General features: G+C 35.0%; 15 protein-coding genes. 6 read left to right on the forward strand and 9 right to left on the reverse strand.

The genetic code is table 11. The annotated features are described in order from the left end of the window. Positions 1–11: 11 nt before the first annotated feature. The 5 genes from potC to gloA form a co-directional block, all read right to left on the reverse strand. The gene (potC, locus tag U9966_RS09900; protein ID WP_306346410.1) at positions 12–785 is read right to left on the reverse strand and encodes a spermidine/putrescine ABC transporter permease PotC; all 774 of its coding nucleotides are present in this window, start codon (positions 783–785) and stop codon (positions 12–14) included. Further along, positions 785–1,645, reverse strand: coding sequence for a spermidine/putrescine ABC transporter permease PotB (gene potB / locus U9966_RS09905; RefSeq protein ID WP_306346411.1), 861 nt, complete (start codon positions 1,643–1,645; stop codon positions 785–787). The genes potC and potB overlap by 1 nt, the downstream gene beginning before the upstream one ends. Then, positions 1,629–2,744, reverse strand: a complete 1,116-nt coding sequence (gene potA, locus U9966_RS09910) for a spermidine/putrescine ABC transporter ATP-binding protein PotA (protein ID WP_306346412.1) — start codon at positions 2,742–2,744, stop codon at positions 1,629–1,631. The genes potB and potA overlap by 17 nt, the downstream gene beginning before the upstream one ends. Before the next feature lie 214 nt (positions 2,745–2,958). Continuing rightward, positions 2,959–3,543 (reverse strand): D-sedoheptulose 7-phosphate isomerase, encoded by a 585-nt coding sequence (gene lpcA / locus U9966_RS09915; RefSeq protein ID WP_306346413.1) that lies wholly within the window; start codon positions 3,541–3,543, stop codon positions 2,959–2,961. A gap of 10 nt (positions 3,544–3,553) precedes the next feature. Beyond that, positions 3,554–3,964: a lactoylglutathione lyase gene (gene gloA, locus U9966_RS09920; RefSeq protein ID WP_306346414.1), complete on the reverse strand. Its 411-nt coding sequence runs from the start codon at positions 3,962–3,964 to the stop codon at positions 3,554–3,556. 78 nt (positions 3,965–4,042) lie between these two features. Between gloA and U9966_RS09925 the strand changes: the two genes are divergently transcribed. Beyond that, on the forward strand, positions 4,043–4,855 hold the full coding sequence (locus U9966_RS09925; RefSeq protein WP_306346481.1) for a hypothetical protein: 813 nt from the start codon (positions 4,043–4,045) through the stop codon (positions 4,853–4,855). Between the two features lie 86 nt (positions 4,856–4,941). On the opposite strand, the gene eno is transcribed toward U9966_RS09925, so the two are convergent. From eno to gyrA, 4 genes are all read right to left on the reverse strand, one after another. Then, positions 4,942–6,243 carry a phosphopyruvate hydratase gene (gene eno, locus U9966_RS09930; RefSeq protein ID WP_211598312.1) on the reverse strand — a complete coding sequence of 434 codons (1,302 nt, stop codon included), beginning with the start codon at positions 6,241–6,243 and terminating at the stop codon, positions 4,942–4,944. 132 nt (positions 6,244–6,375) lie between these two features. Beyond that, on the reverse strand, positions 6,376–7,530 hold the full coding sequence (lpxB, locus tag U9966_RS09935; protein WP_306346415.1) for a lipid-A-disaccharide synthase: 1,155 nt from the start codon (positions 7,528–7,530) through the stop codon (positions 6,376–6,378). A 191-nt stretch (positions 7,531–7,721) separates the two neighbouring features. Then, on the reverse strand, positions 7,722–8,468 hold the full coding sequence (locus tag U9966_RS09940; protein ID WP_306346416.1) for a type I phosphoribosyltransferase: 747 nt from the start codon (positions 8,466–8,468) through the stop codon (positions 7,722–7,724). A 261-nt stretch (positions 8,469–8,729) separates the two neighbouring features. Then, a complete protein-coding gene (gyrA, locus tag U9966_RS09945; RefSeq protein ID WP_306346417.1) occupies positions 8,730–11,402 on the reverse strand; it encodes a DNA topoisomerase (ATP-hydrolyzing) subunit A in 2,673 nt (890 codons plus the stop codon). A gap of 236 nt (positions 11,403–11,638) precedes the next feature. On the opposite strand from gyrA, the gene U9966_RS09950 reads away from it, so the two are divergent. From U9966_RS09950 to U9966_RS09970, 5 genes are all read left to right on the forward strand, one after another. After that, the gene (locus U9966_RS09950) at positions 11,639–12,400 is read left to right on the forward strand and encodes a DeoR/GlpR family transcriptional regulator (protein ID WP_306346418.1); all 762 of its coding nucleotides are present in this window, start codon (positions 11,639–11,641) and stop codon (positions 12,398–12,400) included. Continuing rightward, positions 12,393–13,274 (forward strand): 4-hydroxybenzoate octaprenyltransferase, encoded by an 882-nt coding sequence (ubiA, locus tag U9966_RS09955; protein ID WP_211598320.1) that lies wholly within the window; start codon positions 12,393–12,395, stop codon positions 13,272–13,274. Before U9966_RS09950 ends, ubiA begins: the two co-directional genes overlap by 8 nt. Positions 13,275–13,479: 205 nt before the next feature. After that, positions 13,480–14,460: a tRNA dihydrouridine synthase DusB gene (gene dusB / locus U9966_RS09960; RefSeq protein ID WP_211598322.1), complete on the forward strand. Its 981-nt coding sequence runs from the start codon at positions 13,480–13,482 to the stop codon at positions 14,458–14,460. Next, positions 14,454–14,750 (forward strand): DNA-binding transcriptional regulator Fis, encoded by a 297-nt coding sequence (fis, locus tag U9966_RS09965; RefSeq protein WP_211598324.1) that lies wholly within the window; start codon positions 14,454–14,456, stop codon positions 14,748–14,750. Before dusB ends, fis begins: the two co-directional genes overlap by 7 nt. A gap of 170 nt (positions 14,751–14,920) precedes the next feature. After that, positions 14,921–16,246, forward strand: a complete 1,326-nt coding sequence (locus U9966_RS09970; protein ID WP_306346419.1) for an anti-phage deoxyguanosine triphosphatase — start codon at positions 14,921–14,923, stop codon at positions 16,244–16,246. Positions 16,247–16,290 lie beyond the last annotated feature (44 nt).

The raw sequence follows: 16,290 nt of genomic DNA on the forward strand, positions 1-16,290 counted from the left end.
TCTAAAGGTTATTAATTTATCTTACTTTTTTTACCAATTAATTGGCTTAAAATAATTAATATAAGTGAGAATACAATCATTAAAGTCGCCAGAGCATTAACTTCTGGTGTTACTCCCGTTTTTACCAAAGAGAAAATTTTCAATGGCAATACTTCATAACTCACCCCTGTTACAAAAGAAGAAATAACAACATCATCTAGTGAAATAGTAAAGCTGAGTAACCAACCTGATACTATTGCAGGCAGAATTAGAGGAAAAATAATTTTGCTTAAAATCGTAAACTCACTTGCCCCTAAATCTCTTGCTGCATCAAGCATTTTTCCATCAAAATCACTTAATCGTGAAGAAACCGTTACTACTACATAAGGTAAACAGAATGTAATATGTGCAAATAATAATGACCAAAATCCTAATGCCATTCCAACAAACATAAAAAGTGCAAGGAATGAAACCGCCATTACGATATCTGGCGACATCATCACAACAAATAACATTCCTCCCACGAACTGTTTACCTCTAAAACGATAACGATACAACGCAATCGCAGTTAAACCGCCAATGATAGTCGCAATGGTAGCGGCACAAAAGGCAATAGTGACTGAATGTAACGCAGATTGCATTAAAGTATCATTGTTAAATAAACGTTCATACCATTTCCAATCAAACCCTTTCCAACGCATTCCATAACGATCAGCATTAAAAGAGTTAACCACTAAAATAACAATTGGAATATACAAAAAAGCATAGACACCAAGACTAAAAAGGTTTCTTAATACACGTTTCATCAGCTTAACTCCACCTTTTTATTTAATAGTTTATTGGCTCGGTAGTAAATATATAACATCACTGCCATTAATACCGTTAAAGCGACGCTAATTGCTGAACCAAATGGCCAATTACGAGTGACTAAAAATTCACTCTTAATCACATTACCCACCAATAGCACTTTTGCTCCACCCAGTAAGTCTGCGACATAGAACATTCCCATTGCAGGAAGTAATACTAATAAACAGCCAGCAATAATACCCGGCATTGTTAATGGTAAGATAACGCGTAGAAAACGCTGAAAACCATTTGCTCCCAGATCTTTTGCTGCTTCTAATAAGCGATTATCTAATTTTTCAATTGAAGAATAGAGGGGTAAAATCATAAAAGGCAATAAAATATAGACTAAACCAATAATCACCGCCACTTCAGTATTTAAAATACGAATTGGACTATCAATCAAACCTATTGCTAATAATGCGTTATTTAACACCCCCTTTACACCTAAGAAAATTTTCATTCCATAAATTCGAATAAGTGAATTTGTCCAAAATGGTAAAATCACTAAAAAGAGTAAAAATGGACGATATTTTTTAGGACTTTTTGCAATTAAAAAGGCAAAAGGGTAACCCACCAATAAACATAATATTGTGGCAATTCCTGACATATACAAAGAATTCCATAATACTTTTGAATAAAGCGGATCAATTAAACGTTTATAGCTATCTAATGAAAAAGTAAATTCAACAAGATTACTGCTATCTTTGGTCATTACGCTGGTCACAAACACCAATAAATTTGGCATTAAAACGAAGAAAACCAACCAGATAAAAATAACAGCGATAGTTACTTTTTGAAATTTATTACTCGTGAGTTTCATTGTTAAGTACAACCTCCCAACCTTCATACCAAGTCAGTGCCACTTTCTGACCCACTGAGTGATCGATATTAGGATCGTCTTCATTAAAGAACTCGCTAACTAATACTTTCATTCCGTTACGATCAAGCATCACGTTGGTTTCTAAGGTCATTCCTTTGTAGGTACGGTTGGTTACGTGACCAATTACGGCTTTAGCACTTTCATTTTCATCAAGCTCTTCAATTACAATGTCTTCTGGACGCAATAAAACATTTAATTTTTGCCCTTCAACAACAGGAAGATCCGTATGAATATCACAAATTCGACCTTCTACATTTGCTTTTACGGTTTTCGCATCAATACGTCCAATTGCGGTTGCTTCAAATACATTGATTTCACCAATAAAGCGTGCAATAAATAGGTTTTTCGGCTCTTCATAAATTTCACGAGGTGTGCCGTCTTGCTCGATGTTTCCTTCATTCATCACTATAATACGATCTGACATTGTTAATGCCTCTTCTTGATCGTGAGTCACAAAAATAAAGGTAATACCGAGCTGACGTTGTAATTCTTTTAATTCATTTTGCATCTCCTTACGCAATTTGTAATCTAACGCAGAAAGAGATTCATCCAGTAATAACACTTTTGGTTTATTGACCACCGCACGAGCAATCGCAATACGCTGTTGTTGTCCACCAGAAAGCTCACTTGGTTTACGGTTCGCCATTTGATCTAAACGAACCATTTTTAACGCATCCATTACACGAGGTTTAATTTCTGTATTGGGTACTTTTTGCATTTTTAAACCAAATGCCACATTCTCAAAAATCGTCATATGAGGGAAAAGTGCATAACTTTGGAACACGGTATTGACGTGCCTATGTTCTGCAGGAATATGAGTAATATCCTTACCATCTAGTTTAATCATCCCACCATTTGGCTCTTCTAATCCTGCAATTAAACGTAATACTGTTGTTTTACCACAACCTGAAGGACCTAAAATAGTTAAAAACTCACCATTATTAATGGTAAGATCGAAATTTTCAATAATTGTTTTATCATCATAACGCTTGGTTAATGAATGTAATTCAATGATGGGTGTTTGATTTGGCTTTTCCATCTACTGTTGTTTCCCTCCTAAATATCGAGAATGAGTAATAATTAATAAAAATGAATTGAATAATTTTTTATCATTTTTTTGTATAAAATAAAAGCGGTTAATAATATAGTTAAAGCGGTTAGATTGAAAGAAAAATTTGCAAATTTTCCATAAAAAATTGCAACATAATAAATAATTTAAATTATGCTGCAATTCTCTATTTTTAAGTGAGGTATTAAACGTCTTTCGCCATTTCAAATTCAATTAACATCATTAGAATATGAATAACTTTAATATGTATTTCTTGAGTGCGATCAGCATAACGAAAATGCGGAACACGAATTTCGATATCTGCAATTCCTGCCATTTTCCCACCATCTTTACCCGTCATTGCAATGGTTTTCATTCCTTTGGCTTTGGCAGTTTGCATTGCATTGATAATATTTTGTGAATTTCCAGAAGTGGAAAGCCCAAATAATACATCTCCTTTTTTTCCTACCCCCTCTACATAACGAGAGAACACATATTCATAACCAAAATCATTACTTACACAACTTAAATGACTAACGTCAGAAATAGCGATTGCAGGGTAACTTGGACGATTTTCACGATAACGCCCTGTTAATTCTTCGGCGAAATGCATTGCATCACAATGCGAACCTCCGTTTCCACAAGATAGTACCTTACCACCTTGTTTAAAGCTATTTGAAATTAATAATGCCGCCTCTTGAATTAACTGAATATTTTTTTCATCAGTCATAAATTTATTCAAAACATCTGCGGCTTCTTGTAATTCACTTAAAATTTGTTGTTGATACATTGATTGCTCCTTAGCTATTACCTAGTCCTTTTTGGGCACTTTTATTTTCAATAAATTCAATTTTATAACCATCAGGATCTTCTGCAAATGCAATAATAGTATTGCCACCTAACACAGGACCTGCTTCACGAGTAATTTTACCCCCTGCTTTTTTTATCGCTTCACAAGTTGCATATATATCATCCACTCCCAGAGCAATATGTCCATAAGCAGTACCTAAGTCATAATTTTCTGTTCCCCAGTTATAGGTTAACTCAATAACTGCTCCTTTGTCTTCATCCTCATAACCTACAAAAGCAAGGGTATATTTGTATTCTTTATTTTCACTCATTCTGAGTAAACGCATTCCTAAAATTTTTGTATAAAAGTGAAGAGAACGCTCTAAATCGCCTACTCGAAACATTGTATGTAAAATTCGCATTAAAACTCCTAATTGGGTTATTACAAAGTGCTCACATTATGGCATAATACCCCTTTAAAATCATCGCTAAATTTATTTATTATGCATAATCACAGTTCAAAATCTAAACAAGAAATCGCTATTCACGCATCACTACCATTAGTGTTAATGCTTTTTATTGAAATGGCATTAAATTTTTATTCTGCGCCAAGAAATAGCATTTTTATCTCGCCTTATTTACTTTCCTTTTTTACATTAGGTTTAATCAGTTTTATTGTATTGTGGAAAGGTGAAATTTGTAATGGTCAAAGAAAACGTTTTACTTTTGTCTTAACGTTGCTTGTCATTTTCAGTATAGGGAATTTTTTATATTCCGTTATATTTACCCCAAAACACTCCCCTGCAATTATTAGTAATTTGGCTGCCGTATTCTTATCTATCATATATTGGCGACTACCAAAACCTAAAGAGGAAAGTGTTTATAACACGATGATTTATTGTGCCCTTGGTATTATAGCGGTAGGATTTATCCAATATTTTGCAATTTATTGGTTTGAGTTACCTTCATTATTTAACTGGTTAAGGGCAAATAATTTTGCTCAAATTTTATTAGGAATATTACTTGCAGGTTGGTTTTTAGTTCTGGCAGAAAGCCGTTTAGAAGCATTTTTAAAAATATTAGTTAAACTTGCACTTATGGTTGCGGTATTAAATTATATTTGGACAGCCTTTGTGCTTTATCTTTTACCACAACAACTCATTAATTATGTAACAGTAAGCGGTTACTTTATTATACAATTTTGCATTTTAGCTATGTTGGGTTGGCTATTATTAGGAAAAAATATTAAAAATATGACCGCTTGGACAATCGCAACTTTTATGGCAATTTTATACCCTTTTATAAACGTCTAAATAATTAAAATTCAGCCCTAGAACACATAAAAAAATACCACCAAGTTTAAACTTAGTGGTATTTTTATTATGGATTAACTATTAAATTACGCTTGACCTTTAACCGCTTTTAAACCTAAGAAAGGTGCTTTTTCACCTAATGCTTCTTCGATACGGATTAATTGGTTGTATTTAGCAACACGGTCGCTGCGGCTCATTGAACCCGTTTTGATTTGACCTGCTGCTGTACCAACTGCTAAGTCAGCAATAGTTGCATCTTCTGTTTCGCCAGAACGGTGTGAAATAACTGCTGTGAATCCAGCATCTTTCGCCATTTTGATTGCTGCTAACGTTTCAGTTAATGAACCGATTTGGTTGAATTTGATTAAGATTGAGTTAGCGATACCTTTATCAATACCTTCTTTTAAGATCTTAGTATTCGTTACGAATAAATCGTCCCCCACAAGTTGGATTTTATCGCCTAATACTTTAGTTTGGTATGCAAAACCGTCCCAGTCAGACTCGTCTTGACCGTCTTCGATTGAAACGATTGGGTATTCATTACATAATTTTTCTAAGTAGTGAGTGAACTCTTGAGAAGTGAATGATTTACCTTCACCTTTCATTTCATACATACCTGTTTCTTTGTTGTAGAACTCAGATGATGCACAGTCCATCGCTAAAGTAACGTCTTTACCTAAAACATAACCTGCTTTTTCAACCGCTTCTTTGATACAAGCTAATGCGTCAGCGTTTGATGCAAGATTAGGTGCAAAACCACCTTCGTCACCCACAGCGGTATTTAAACCTTTTGATTTTAATACTTTCGCTAAGTTGTGGAATACTTCAGCACCGATACGTAATGCTTCTTTTAATGTTTTCGCACCCACTGGTTGAATCATAAATTCTTGGATATCAACATTGTTATCTGCGTGCTCACCACCGTTGATGATGTTCATCATTGGTAATGGCATAGAGTATTGACCTGCTGTACCGTTTAATTCAGCAATGTGAGCATATAAAGGTAACCCTTTTGATGCGGCGGCTGCTTTTGCGTTTGCTAATGAAACCGCTAAGATTGCGTTTGCACCGAATTTAGATTTGTTTTCAGTACCGTCTAAATCAATCATAATTTGGTCGATTTCAGCTTGAGCTGATGCATCTTTACCCACAACTGCTTCTGCGATAGGACCATTTACAGCTTCAACTGCTTTTAAAACACCTTTACCTAAGAAACGAGTTTTGTCGCCATCACGTAATTCTAATGCTTCACGAGAACCAGTTGATGCACCAGATGGAGCCGCTGCTAAACCTACGAAGCCACCTTCTAAATGCACTTCAGCTTCAACCGTTGGGTTACCACGAGAGTCGATGATTTCACGACCGATTACTTTAACAATTTTTGCCATTGTTTGTATTTCCTCTAAATAAAAGTTAATAAAAAAATAATACTGTATATAGTAAAACTATTTTGCTTTTTTGTCTTGTAAAAAAGTGAACAAGATCACAAAAAATTTGATCTAGGTTAGGTTTCTAAAGCATCAAAGCAATTCCATCACTGCAAATGCGGCTTGCATATCTGCATCACATTGGATTTCTTTATGGATCTGAGTGAAAATTTGTTTTAATTCATTTTTCTCTTTCAAACTTTCTGGATCTTGAAGTAAATAATTATTCAAGTGCCAAACTAAATTTTCAGGATTACATTCCTCTTGAATAAGTTCAGGTACAAGCGGTGCATTTGCAAGTAAATTAGGTAAAGAATAATACTCTGTTTTTACTAACTTTTTAGCAATACTGTAAGTAAGTGCTTTTACTTTATAGCCGACAACCATTGGTGATTTACATAGCATTGCCTCCAAAGCAGCGGTTCCTGAAGCCAACAATGTGACTTCAGCACAAATCATTGCTTGGCGAGCCTTTCCTTGTAGAATAATAAGTTCTAATTCAGGGGCAACTTTGCTTTTGATTTGCTCAAAAAGTCGCTGTGTTTTTTCATTCGCAAGGGGAACTAAAAACTGTAAATCAGGGTGTTTTTCTTTAAGTATTTGAGCAGTTTTTAAAAATGGTTCAGCTAGAAACTCAATTTCACTGCAACGGCTACCTACCAAAATCGCCATATAACGCCCTTTTTCATTAAGTTCTAATTTTTCACAGGCTTCATTGCGATTGGGCTTTAATGGAATAGCGTCCGCCATTGTGTGTCCTATAAATTTACAAGGCACGTTAAAACGATCATAAAAGGCTTTTTCAAAAGGCAATAAGGCTAAAACAAGATTGGTTGCTTTGGCAATTTTATGCACTCGACCTTGTCGCCACGCCCAAACTGAAGGGCTGACATAATGCACGGTTTTAATGCCTTGTTGCTTTAATTTATTTTCCACATATAAATTAAAATCAGGGGCATCAATGCCGATAAAAATATCAGGTTTAAGTTCCAACATAGTGTTAATCACTTGCTTACGACGTTTTAATAAACGTGGTAAGTGTTTAATCACTTCTGTTAACCCCATCACAGAAAGTTCTTGCATATCGAATAAGGTTTCACAGCCAGCTTGTTGCATTTTCTCACCTGCAACGCCGATAAATTTTGCGTTCGGATAATGTAAACGCAACGCATTGATTAACCCCGCCCCTAAAATATCACCAGAAATTTCGCCAGCGACAAGGGCAATGGTTGGATTTTGTGTATTCATTTTATTTATTTGCCTTTTAAAGAATTAAAAAGAAATCAAGCGGTAAGATTTTGAATAAAATTTACCATATTGAAATATGGAAACTCGTCAAGGCATACCTTGACGCTACATTTTAGGTGATTTTAATATATTTGTAGAAACAAGGTATGCCCTCTTCTTAGGACTTACACAGTAAAACACAGTTTCATAAATTAAGTTAATTCTTCAAGTTTTGGATTTCTTTCAATCCGTCCTTTAAGCTCTTTCTCAAATAAGATATTTCTAACTGCGTCAGGTGTCCTTCTACTGTTGAGAATAAAACGGGCTTCCCATTCTGTGAGACAGGCAAAACTGTAGCCTTTTTGTTCGATAAACCATTCTTCAAGTGTGCCATAATTTTCTCTTAATGTTTTTAATGTGTTTGTTGAAAGTCGTAATTGTTTTGAATATTGCTTTCCTGTTAAAGCATAACTTGCAATAACTTCACCACCTTGATATTCAATAAATCCTTTTAAAGCAGCAAGTGTTCCACCTTGTGTTTGTGTATCATCTAAAATAATTGCGTGATAACCCGCTGGAAAATCACCTTTAAACCTAGGGCTATTAGCAACTCGATACCAACCATCTTTAGACGTCCTTGATACTTTTGTTGATTGAACAATATCAGTACAAATAGGGATACCTAAATGTGCAGATAATACCTGCGATATAGCTAAAGGGATCATATTTATACTAATAGTTTCAAGGGCGTGTACTGGTACAATTACAGTTTTCTTTTTATCTATAACTAGTTGATTCAACTGTTGAATCGCTCGTTGTGTAACTAAATCTCTTGCAAGAAAATAACCACTTTTTACATCACCATTTTTGGCTTTTAGATATAAAGGGTGAGTAGTAGCATCTTTTAAGGCTCTATCAATAATAGTATCAGGAAAATCCTGCTTCCAAACTGTTCGCATAAATAATTATTTACAATATGTAGTTACAACATTATAAAAGCAAAAACTGTAATTTGTCAAAAGACGGTGTAACATTTACTCATTAGTAAAAAATGAATCGTATTATAGTCCTAAAAATACACACATCATACAATAAATATTTCCTTTTTATAAAATTCAACCGACTGTGATTTAATCATATTTCGTGAGAAATTTTATATCGAGCAACGGGCGGATATACGCAAACAAAGTTTGCTAATCACGCCCCTACATAAATTTAAATTACTCTTGTGTAGTTTCTGTTATTTCAACTTCTGTTGCTTCAACCGTATCCACTTCATCTTCTTCAATTTCACAAACTTTTTCTAGTCCAACTACTCGTTCATCGGTTGTAGTTCGAATAATACGAACTCCTTGCGTATTACGTCCCACAAGACTGACTTCGTGAACACGTGTACGAACCAGTGTACCCGCATCAGTAATCAACATAATTTGATCGGTTTCTTCTACTTGAACAGCAGAAACCACTTTACCATTACGTTCATTTACTTTAATGGATAACACACCTTTAGTATTACGTGATTTAATTGGATATTCTGTTAAGACAGTACGTTTACCATAACCATTTTCAGTGATAGTTAAAATATCACCTTCTTCTTTTGGTATCACTAAAGAAACAATCTTATCTGCTTTTAAATCAACCGTTGATGTTTCATCTTCAACATCTGTTTCATTATCGTCCTCTGGTAATTCTATATTAGATAATGCCAGCTTCATACCACGAACACCTGTTGCAGTACGTCCCATTGCACGCACGGCAGTTTCTGCAAAGCGAACCACTTTACCTTGTGCTGAGAACAACATAATTTCGCTGTCGCCTTCGGTAATATCCACACCGATTAGCTCGTCACCTTCACGTAAGTTTAAGGCAATTAAACCGTTTGAACGGACTTTACTAAACGCATCAAGGGTGACTTTTTTCACTGTGCCGCTTGCGGTTGCCATCACTACGAATTTCTCCGCAGAGAAGTCGCCGTTTTGGATTGGTAAGATCGCTGTGATACGCTCATTTTGTTCTTTATCTAATGGTAAGATATTTACAATAGGTGTACCTCTTGCACCACGACTTGCTTGTGGTAATTGATACACTTTTAATTGATATAAACGTCCACGACTTGAGAAACATAAAATCGTATCGTGGGTATTTGCAACTAACAGACGTTCTACGAAGTCATCATCTTTGGTTTTGGTTGCAGATTTACCTTTACCACCACGACGTTGTGCTTCGTAGTCTGAAAGCGGTTGATATTTCACATAACCCGTATGAGAAAGGGTAACAACTACATCTTCTGGCGTAATTAAATCTTCTAAATTAATATCCGCTGTACTTGCGGTAATTTCTGTACGGCGTTCATCACCAAATTGCTCTTTAACCGCTTCTAATTCTTCACGGATCACTTCCATTAAACGCTCTGGGCTATTTAAAATATATAATAACTCACCAATTTCAACTAAAATAGCTCTATATTCATCAACAATTTTATTATGTTCTAAACCTGTTAAACGGTGTAGTTGAAGCTCTAAGATTGCTTGAGCTTGGGTATCTGATAAATAGTATTGTCCTTCACGCACCCCAAATTCTTCTGGTAAGTCTTCAGGACGAGAAGCATCAACACCTGCAGCCTCTAACATTCCTGCTACATTACCTAATTCCCACGAACGAGAAAGTAATGCTTCTTGTGCTTCTGCTTTGCTTTTTGACGCTCTGATTAGTTCGATCACAGGTTCAATATTTGCCAATGCGATCGCCAAACCTTCTAATATATGGGCTCTACTACGTGCTTTACGCAATTCAAAAATAGTACGACGAGTGACCACTTCACGGCGATGTTTAACAAAGGCTTCAATAATTTGTTTTAAGTTAAATAATTTTGGCTGACCGTGATCAAGGGCAACCATATTGATCCCAAATGTGACTTGCATTTGAGTTAAAGCGTAAAGGTTGTTTAATACGATTTCGCCCACAGAATCACGTTTTACGTCAATTTCAACACGTAATCCGTCTTTATTGGATAAATCCGTGACGCCACTAATACCTTCTAACCTTTTATCACGCACTAATTCGGCAATTTTTTCAATTAAACGGGCTTTGTTTACTTGATAAGGTAATTCAGTGACCGCAATAATTTCACGCCCTTTGGCATTGGTTTCTACTTCGGCTTTTGCTCTAACGTAAACTTTACCACGGCCTGTGCGGTAAGCGTCTTCGATCCCTTTGCGACCATTGATAATCGCCGCTGTTGGGAAGTCAGGACCTGGAATATGTTGCATTAGCTCATCAATGGTAATTTCTTCATTATCCATATAAGCTAAACAGCCGTCTAACACTTCATTTAAGTTGTGTGGCGGAATATTGGTTGCCATACCGACCGCAATACCCGATGAACCGTTGACTAACAATGCAGGGATTTTGGTTGGAAGAACGTCAGGGATCATCTCTTTGCCATCATAGTTAGGCGAGAAATCCACGGTTTCTTTATCTAAATCCGTTAATAATTGTTGGGTGATTTTCTGCATACGTACTTCGGTATAACGCATTGCAGCAGGCGAGTCGCCATCAATCGAACCAAAGTTACCTTGTCCGTCCACTAACATATAGCGTAATGAGAATGGCTGAGCCATACGTACAATGGTGTCGTAAACAGCAGTGTCACCATGAGGGTGATATTTACCGATTACATCCCCGACCACACGGGCTGATTTTACATAAGATTTATTTGATGTATTTCCACTTTGATCCATCGAAAATAATACTCGACGGTGTACGGGTTTTAAACCATCTCGCACATCGGGTAATGCACGTCCGACAATGACTGACATTGCATAGTCAAGGTAAGAGGTTTTTAATTCTTCTTCAATACTGATTGGAATAGTATCTTTGGCTAATTCGCTCATTGAAAATGTCCTAATTATAATTTGTAAAAAAATTACACTATTTCCCTTAATTTTTTAGAAAATAGATGTAAAAAATTAGCACCATTATATCACAAAATCAAAGAAAATTGGTTGAAATATCATTGATAAAAGTTGAAAATAAGCGACAAACAAAAGACAAACATATATAAGCGGTATGATTTATGCAATTTTTTGCAAAAATTAGTAATAATCATACCGCTTATTAGGAGAATAAAATGAAACAGTCTATCCGCCATAATAAAATTATTGATTTTATTAATCAGCAAGGTTATATCAGCACAGAAGAATTAGTGGCAAAGTTAAATGTAAGTCCGCAAACTATTCGCCGAGATCTAAATGAATTGGCTGAAAATAATTTAATTCGTCGTCATCACGGTGGAGCTGGTATTCCAACAAATTGTGAAAATAGTGATTATAGCGATCGTAAACAGCTATTTTCTCGTCAAAAAAATATTATTGCTCAACATATTGCAAAAATTATTCCTAATGGCGCATCTCTTTTCTTAGATATTGGCACAACCGCCGAAGCAGTTGCTCAAGCGCTACTTTCTCATAAAGATTTACGTATTGTCACTAATAACCTCAATGCAGCTCATATTTTATTACCGAAAGACGACTTCCAAGTCACTATTGCAGGGGGAAATTTGCGTCAAGATGGGGGTATTATTGGTTCAACAACCATAGATATTATTAGTCAATTTCGTTTAGATTTTGGTATTTTAGGTATTAGTGCCATTGATGATGAAGGTTCAATGCTAGATTATGATTATCACGAAGTAAAAGTAAAAAGAGCGTTAATGAATAGTTCTCGTCAAGTTATTCTAGCAGCAGATCATTCTAAATTTTATCGCAAAGCCATTGTTCGATTAGGTGATCTCCGTGAAATCAATCACCTTTTTACGGATGCGCAATTACCAACAGAAATAGAACAACATTTAAATAATAGAAGTGTACAAGTCCATCTTTGCTATGAATAATTTTGTAAAACAGCATTTTTCACACTCAAAATTGCTCGGTTATTATCAATTAATGCGATTAGATAGACCTATTGGCACTTTGTTGCTTCTCTATCCAACACTATGGGCATTATTTTTAGCTACAGAAGGAAATATTAATTCTTCTCTGTTTGCTATTTTTATTGTCGGAGTGATTGTAATGCGTGCAGCAGGTTGTGTGATTAATGACTATGCAGATCGCCATATTGATGGAAAAGTGAAAAGAACAAAACAACGTCCATTAATAAAGGGGTCCGTCACAGTTAAAGAAGCTAAAATATTATTTATTACCTTACTGATAATGGCCTTTTTACTTGTGTTGCAACTTAATTATTTAACAATATTACTTTCCCTTGTTGCTGTAGGGCTGGCTATTATTTATCCATTTATGAAACGTTATACCCATTTACCACAATTAATTCTAGGTATAGCTTTTGGCTGGTCTGTTCCAATGGTATTTAGTGCGACGACTGAAACGCTACCTTTAGCGTGTTGGATCCTATTTTTAGCTAATTTAGTTTGGACCATTGCTTATGATACACAGTATGCAATGGTTGATCGTGATGATGATTTACGTATTGGAGTGAAATCAACGGCAATTCTTTTTGCTCAATATGATAATAAAATCATCAATTTATTACAAATTACAACATTATTACTCTTTATACTCCTTGGATTAGTTAAATCTTTTTCATTTATGTACTACTTCACTCTTATTATTCCTTGTTGTTTTTTTATTTACCAGTACAAATTAACCAAAAAAAGAGAGCGAGAGAAATGTTTTAGTGCTTTTTTGAATAATAACTACGTTGGACTGGGATTTTTTTGTAGCATTTTAGTGGGAATTTACTTTTAAAATCACTTTTTTATGCTTTTTTTCTATTTGAGCAAAAAATATACTTCCCAAAGCGAAAAAAAATGTGTATTATTCGCCCCCTAGATCAGGAATATCTTGAGCATCAGCGTTTATATAAAAGTACGGTTTATACCGTATTTTTTGTTTTTGATATAATTAAAACCAAATTTGTTTAAATCTCATACAACTGAGAGGATGATCGGCAGTGCAAATAGGACAATATGAATTTAAAAGGCGTATTTTCCTCGCACCAATGGCTGGAATTACAGATTTACCATTTCGCCGATTATGTCGCTCATTTGGTGCAGGATTAACATTTTCAGAAATGATGTCTACTAATCCTGATGTATGGCATACTGAGAAATCAAAATTACGCCTCGCTCACCATCGTGAAATTGGCGTAAATGCCGTACAGATTGCAGGTTCAGATCCTTTTGAAATGGCAGAGGCTGCAAAGATAAATGTAGATTATGGTGCTGAAATTATAGATATTAATATGGGTTGCCCTGCAAAAAAGGTAAACAGAAAAATGGCAGGTTCTGCTCTTTTACGTGATCCTGATCAGGTTGCTCGTATTTTAGAGGCTATTGTAAATGCGGTTAATGTTCCTGTTACATTAAAAATCAGAACAGGCTGGGATTTAGCTAATCAAAATTGTTTGGAAATTGCAAAAATTGCCGAGCAGGCCAATATCTCTGCATTAACGATTCACGGAAGAACTCGTAGCTGTCTATTTAAAGGAAAAGCGGAATACGACAATATAAAAGAAGTAAAGCAAGCAGTATCAATACCAATTATTGCCAATGGGGATATTACCTCTGCACAGCAAGCAAAATTTGTTTTGGATTATACAGGTGCTGATGCAGTAATGATTGGGCGAGGCTGTCTTGGTCGCCCTTGGCTATTTAAAGAAATAGCCGATTTTTTGGAGTCTGGTCAAGTTTCAACACTCTCATTAAATGAGAAAAGCCAAGCAATGCTAACGCATATAAGAGAACTTCACCAATTTTATGGTGAACAAAAAGGTTATCGAATAGCGAGAAAGCATATAGGTTGGTATGTTGAACAACTTCAACCTCACTCTAACTTTAAGCGTACTTTTAATACATTAACCTCAACAACAGAGCAAATTAATGCATTAGAAGTTTTTATTAAAAAATTAATTTTGGATAAGAAACAATGTTAGAACAAAAACCACAGCAAAATCCTTTAACGGTTGCAATGCTGAACTCACAAGCTCAACAAGTCAATAAACCGTTACGTGATAGTGTAAAACAAGCGTTAAGAAATTATCTATCTCAATTAGATGGTCAAGATCCAACAGAATTATATGAATTGGTACTATCTGAAATTGAACATCCAATGCTAGATATGGTAATGCAATACACTCGTGGAAATCAAACACGTGCGGCTACAATGCTTGGAATAAACCGTGGAACATTACGTAAAAAGTTAAAAAAATACGGTATGGGCTAAACGCTAATTTTAAGCTAAATCCTATTATCGAATAAACTTTAGGAATCCCTATAATAGCAATATTATAGGGATTTTTTATTTTTCTACTTCTATAATTGTTTAAATAATGTATTATTTCTAAATCACTATTAACGTCAATATTCTTAAAAATATAATAAAAGGATAATACTATGGTTTCAGAAATATGGATGCAACGTTTAAGAGAGAGTCAAAAACGAGATAAAGATCATCGTTCTCCTTATCAACGAGATCGAGGCCGTGTTTTACATTCAGAGGCCTTTCGTTGCTTACAAGCCAAAACACAAATTCACGCAATAGGAGAAGATGATTTTTATCGCACTCGTTTAACCCATTCTTTAGAAGTCGCTCAAATAGGAAATAGTATAAGAGCAAAACTTATTAATGATTTAAACAGTTTCCAAGCGGTCACTTCTTCACAAGAATTTGCAAATTTTCAACATAATCTTACCGCTTTGCTCCCTTCTCGTAGTTTAATTGAATCTATTTGTTATATGCACGATATCGGACATCCTCCATTTGGACACGGAGGTGAAACTGCCTTAAATTATAAAATGCGAGATCACGGTGGCTTTGAAGGGAATGCACAAACATTTAGAATTGTTACCCATTTAGAATCTTACACTGCACACGAAGGAATGAACCTTACTCGTCGAGCATTATTAGGCATATTGAAATACCCTGTCTTTTTAGATCAAACCAAACCTCAACAATATGCCGCAATAAATAATAATAATTTCATTAACGCCCATCACTTTAAAACAAGTAAAGGAATTTATCGTGATGATGAAACGATGTTTAATTGGGTTCTTGATCCTCTTTCAGAACAAGATAAACAATTATTCTGCACCATAAAACAAAGTGATGAGTCTCTAGAACCAAGTAAACCACTTTATAAATCCTTAGATTGTAGCATTATGGAATTGGCAGATGATATCGCCTATGCAGTACACGATTTAGAAGATGCTATTGTAATAGGAATGGTCTCCCCTCAATTTTGGAAATATGCTGAACAACAATTTCAACAATGTCAGTCACAATGGATTAAAGATTTTCTTCCTCAAATGACCGAAAAATTATTCTCTATTCATCGTTATGAACGTAAAGATATTATTGGATCATTAGTCAATTATTTTATTACCAATGTACAATGGAAGGCACATAATCAATTTCAAGAACCACTACTTCGCTTTAATGCGACGTTACCAGACGATGTTTTTGAAGTGTTAAAAGTACTTAAAAAATTTGTTTATGATTTTGTAATTATGGATATCAAAACTCAGCGAGTAGAATATAAAGGACAACGTATTTTAATGGATGTTTTTGATATGCTCAGTAGTGAACCTTTACGTTTACTCCCTCAAGCAATCCGCCAACAATGGCATCAAGCAGAAAAATCAAAGCAACCCCGTGTTATTTGTGATTACTTGGCCAGTATGTCTGATAGACAGGCATTTAAACTTTATGAGGCTTTATAAGTTTTATTGACTATAAATAAAAACAAAGCGGTAAAATGTTGATC

It is taken from the genome of Pasteurella atlantica (assembly GCF_963693435.1).
Lineage (GTDB): Bacteria > Pseudomonadota > Gammaproteobacteria > Enterobacterales > Pasteurellaceae > Phocoenobacter > Phocoenobacter atlanticus.

Coding starts and splice junctions, on each gene's coding strand:
- potB (WP_306346411.1), bottom strand. CDS start 1,645: ATGAAACTCACGAGTAATAAATTTCAAAAAGTAACTATCGCTGTTATT.
- fis (WP_211598324.1), top strand. CDS start 14,454: ATGTTAGAACAAAAACCACAGCAAAATCCTTTAACGGTTGCAATGCTG.
- ubiA (WP_211598320.1), top strand. CDS start 12,393: ATGAATAATTTTGTAAAACAGCATTTTTCACACTCAAAATTGCTCGGT.
- eno (WP_211598312.1), bottom strand. CDS start 6,243: ATGGCAAAAATTGTTAAAGTAATCGGTCGTGAAATCATCGACTCTCGT.
- lpcA (WP_306346413.1), bottom strand. CDS start 3,543: ATGTATCAACAACAAATTTTAAGTGAATTACAAGAAGCCGCAGATGTT.
- gyrA (WP_306346417.1), bottom strand. CDS start 11,402: ATGAGCGAATTAGCCAAAGATACTATTCCAATCAGTATTGAAGAAGAA.
- U9966_RS09940 (WP_306346416.1), bottom strand. CDS start 8,468: ATGCGAACAGTTTGGAAGCAGGATTTTCCTGATACTATTATTGATAGA.
- lpxB (WP_306346415.1), bottom strand. CDS start 7,530: ATGAATACACAAAATCCAACCATTGCCCTTGTCGCTGGCGAAATTTCT.
- potC (WP_306346410.1), bottom strand. CDS start 785: ATGAAACGTGTATTAAGAAACCTTTTTAGTCTTGGTGTCTATGCTTTT.
- gloA (WP_306346414.1), bottom strand. CDS start 3,964: ATGCGAATTTTACATACAATGTTTCGAGTAGGCGATTTAGAGCGTTCT.
- U9966_RS09970 (WP_306346419.1), top strand. CDS start 14,921: ATGGTTTCAGAAATATGGATGCAACGTTTAAGAGAGAGTCAAAAACGA.
- potA (WP_306346412.1), bottom strand. CDS start 2,744: ATGGAAAAGCCAAATCAAACACCCATCATTGAATTACATTCATTAACC.
- U9966_RS09950 (WP_306346418.1), top strand. CDS start 11,639: ATGAAACAGTCTATCCGCCATAATAAAATTATTGATTTTATTAATCAG.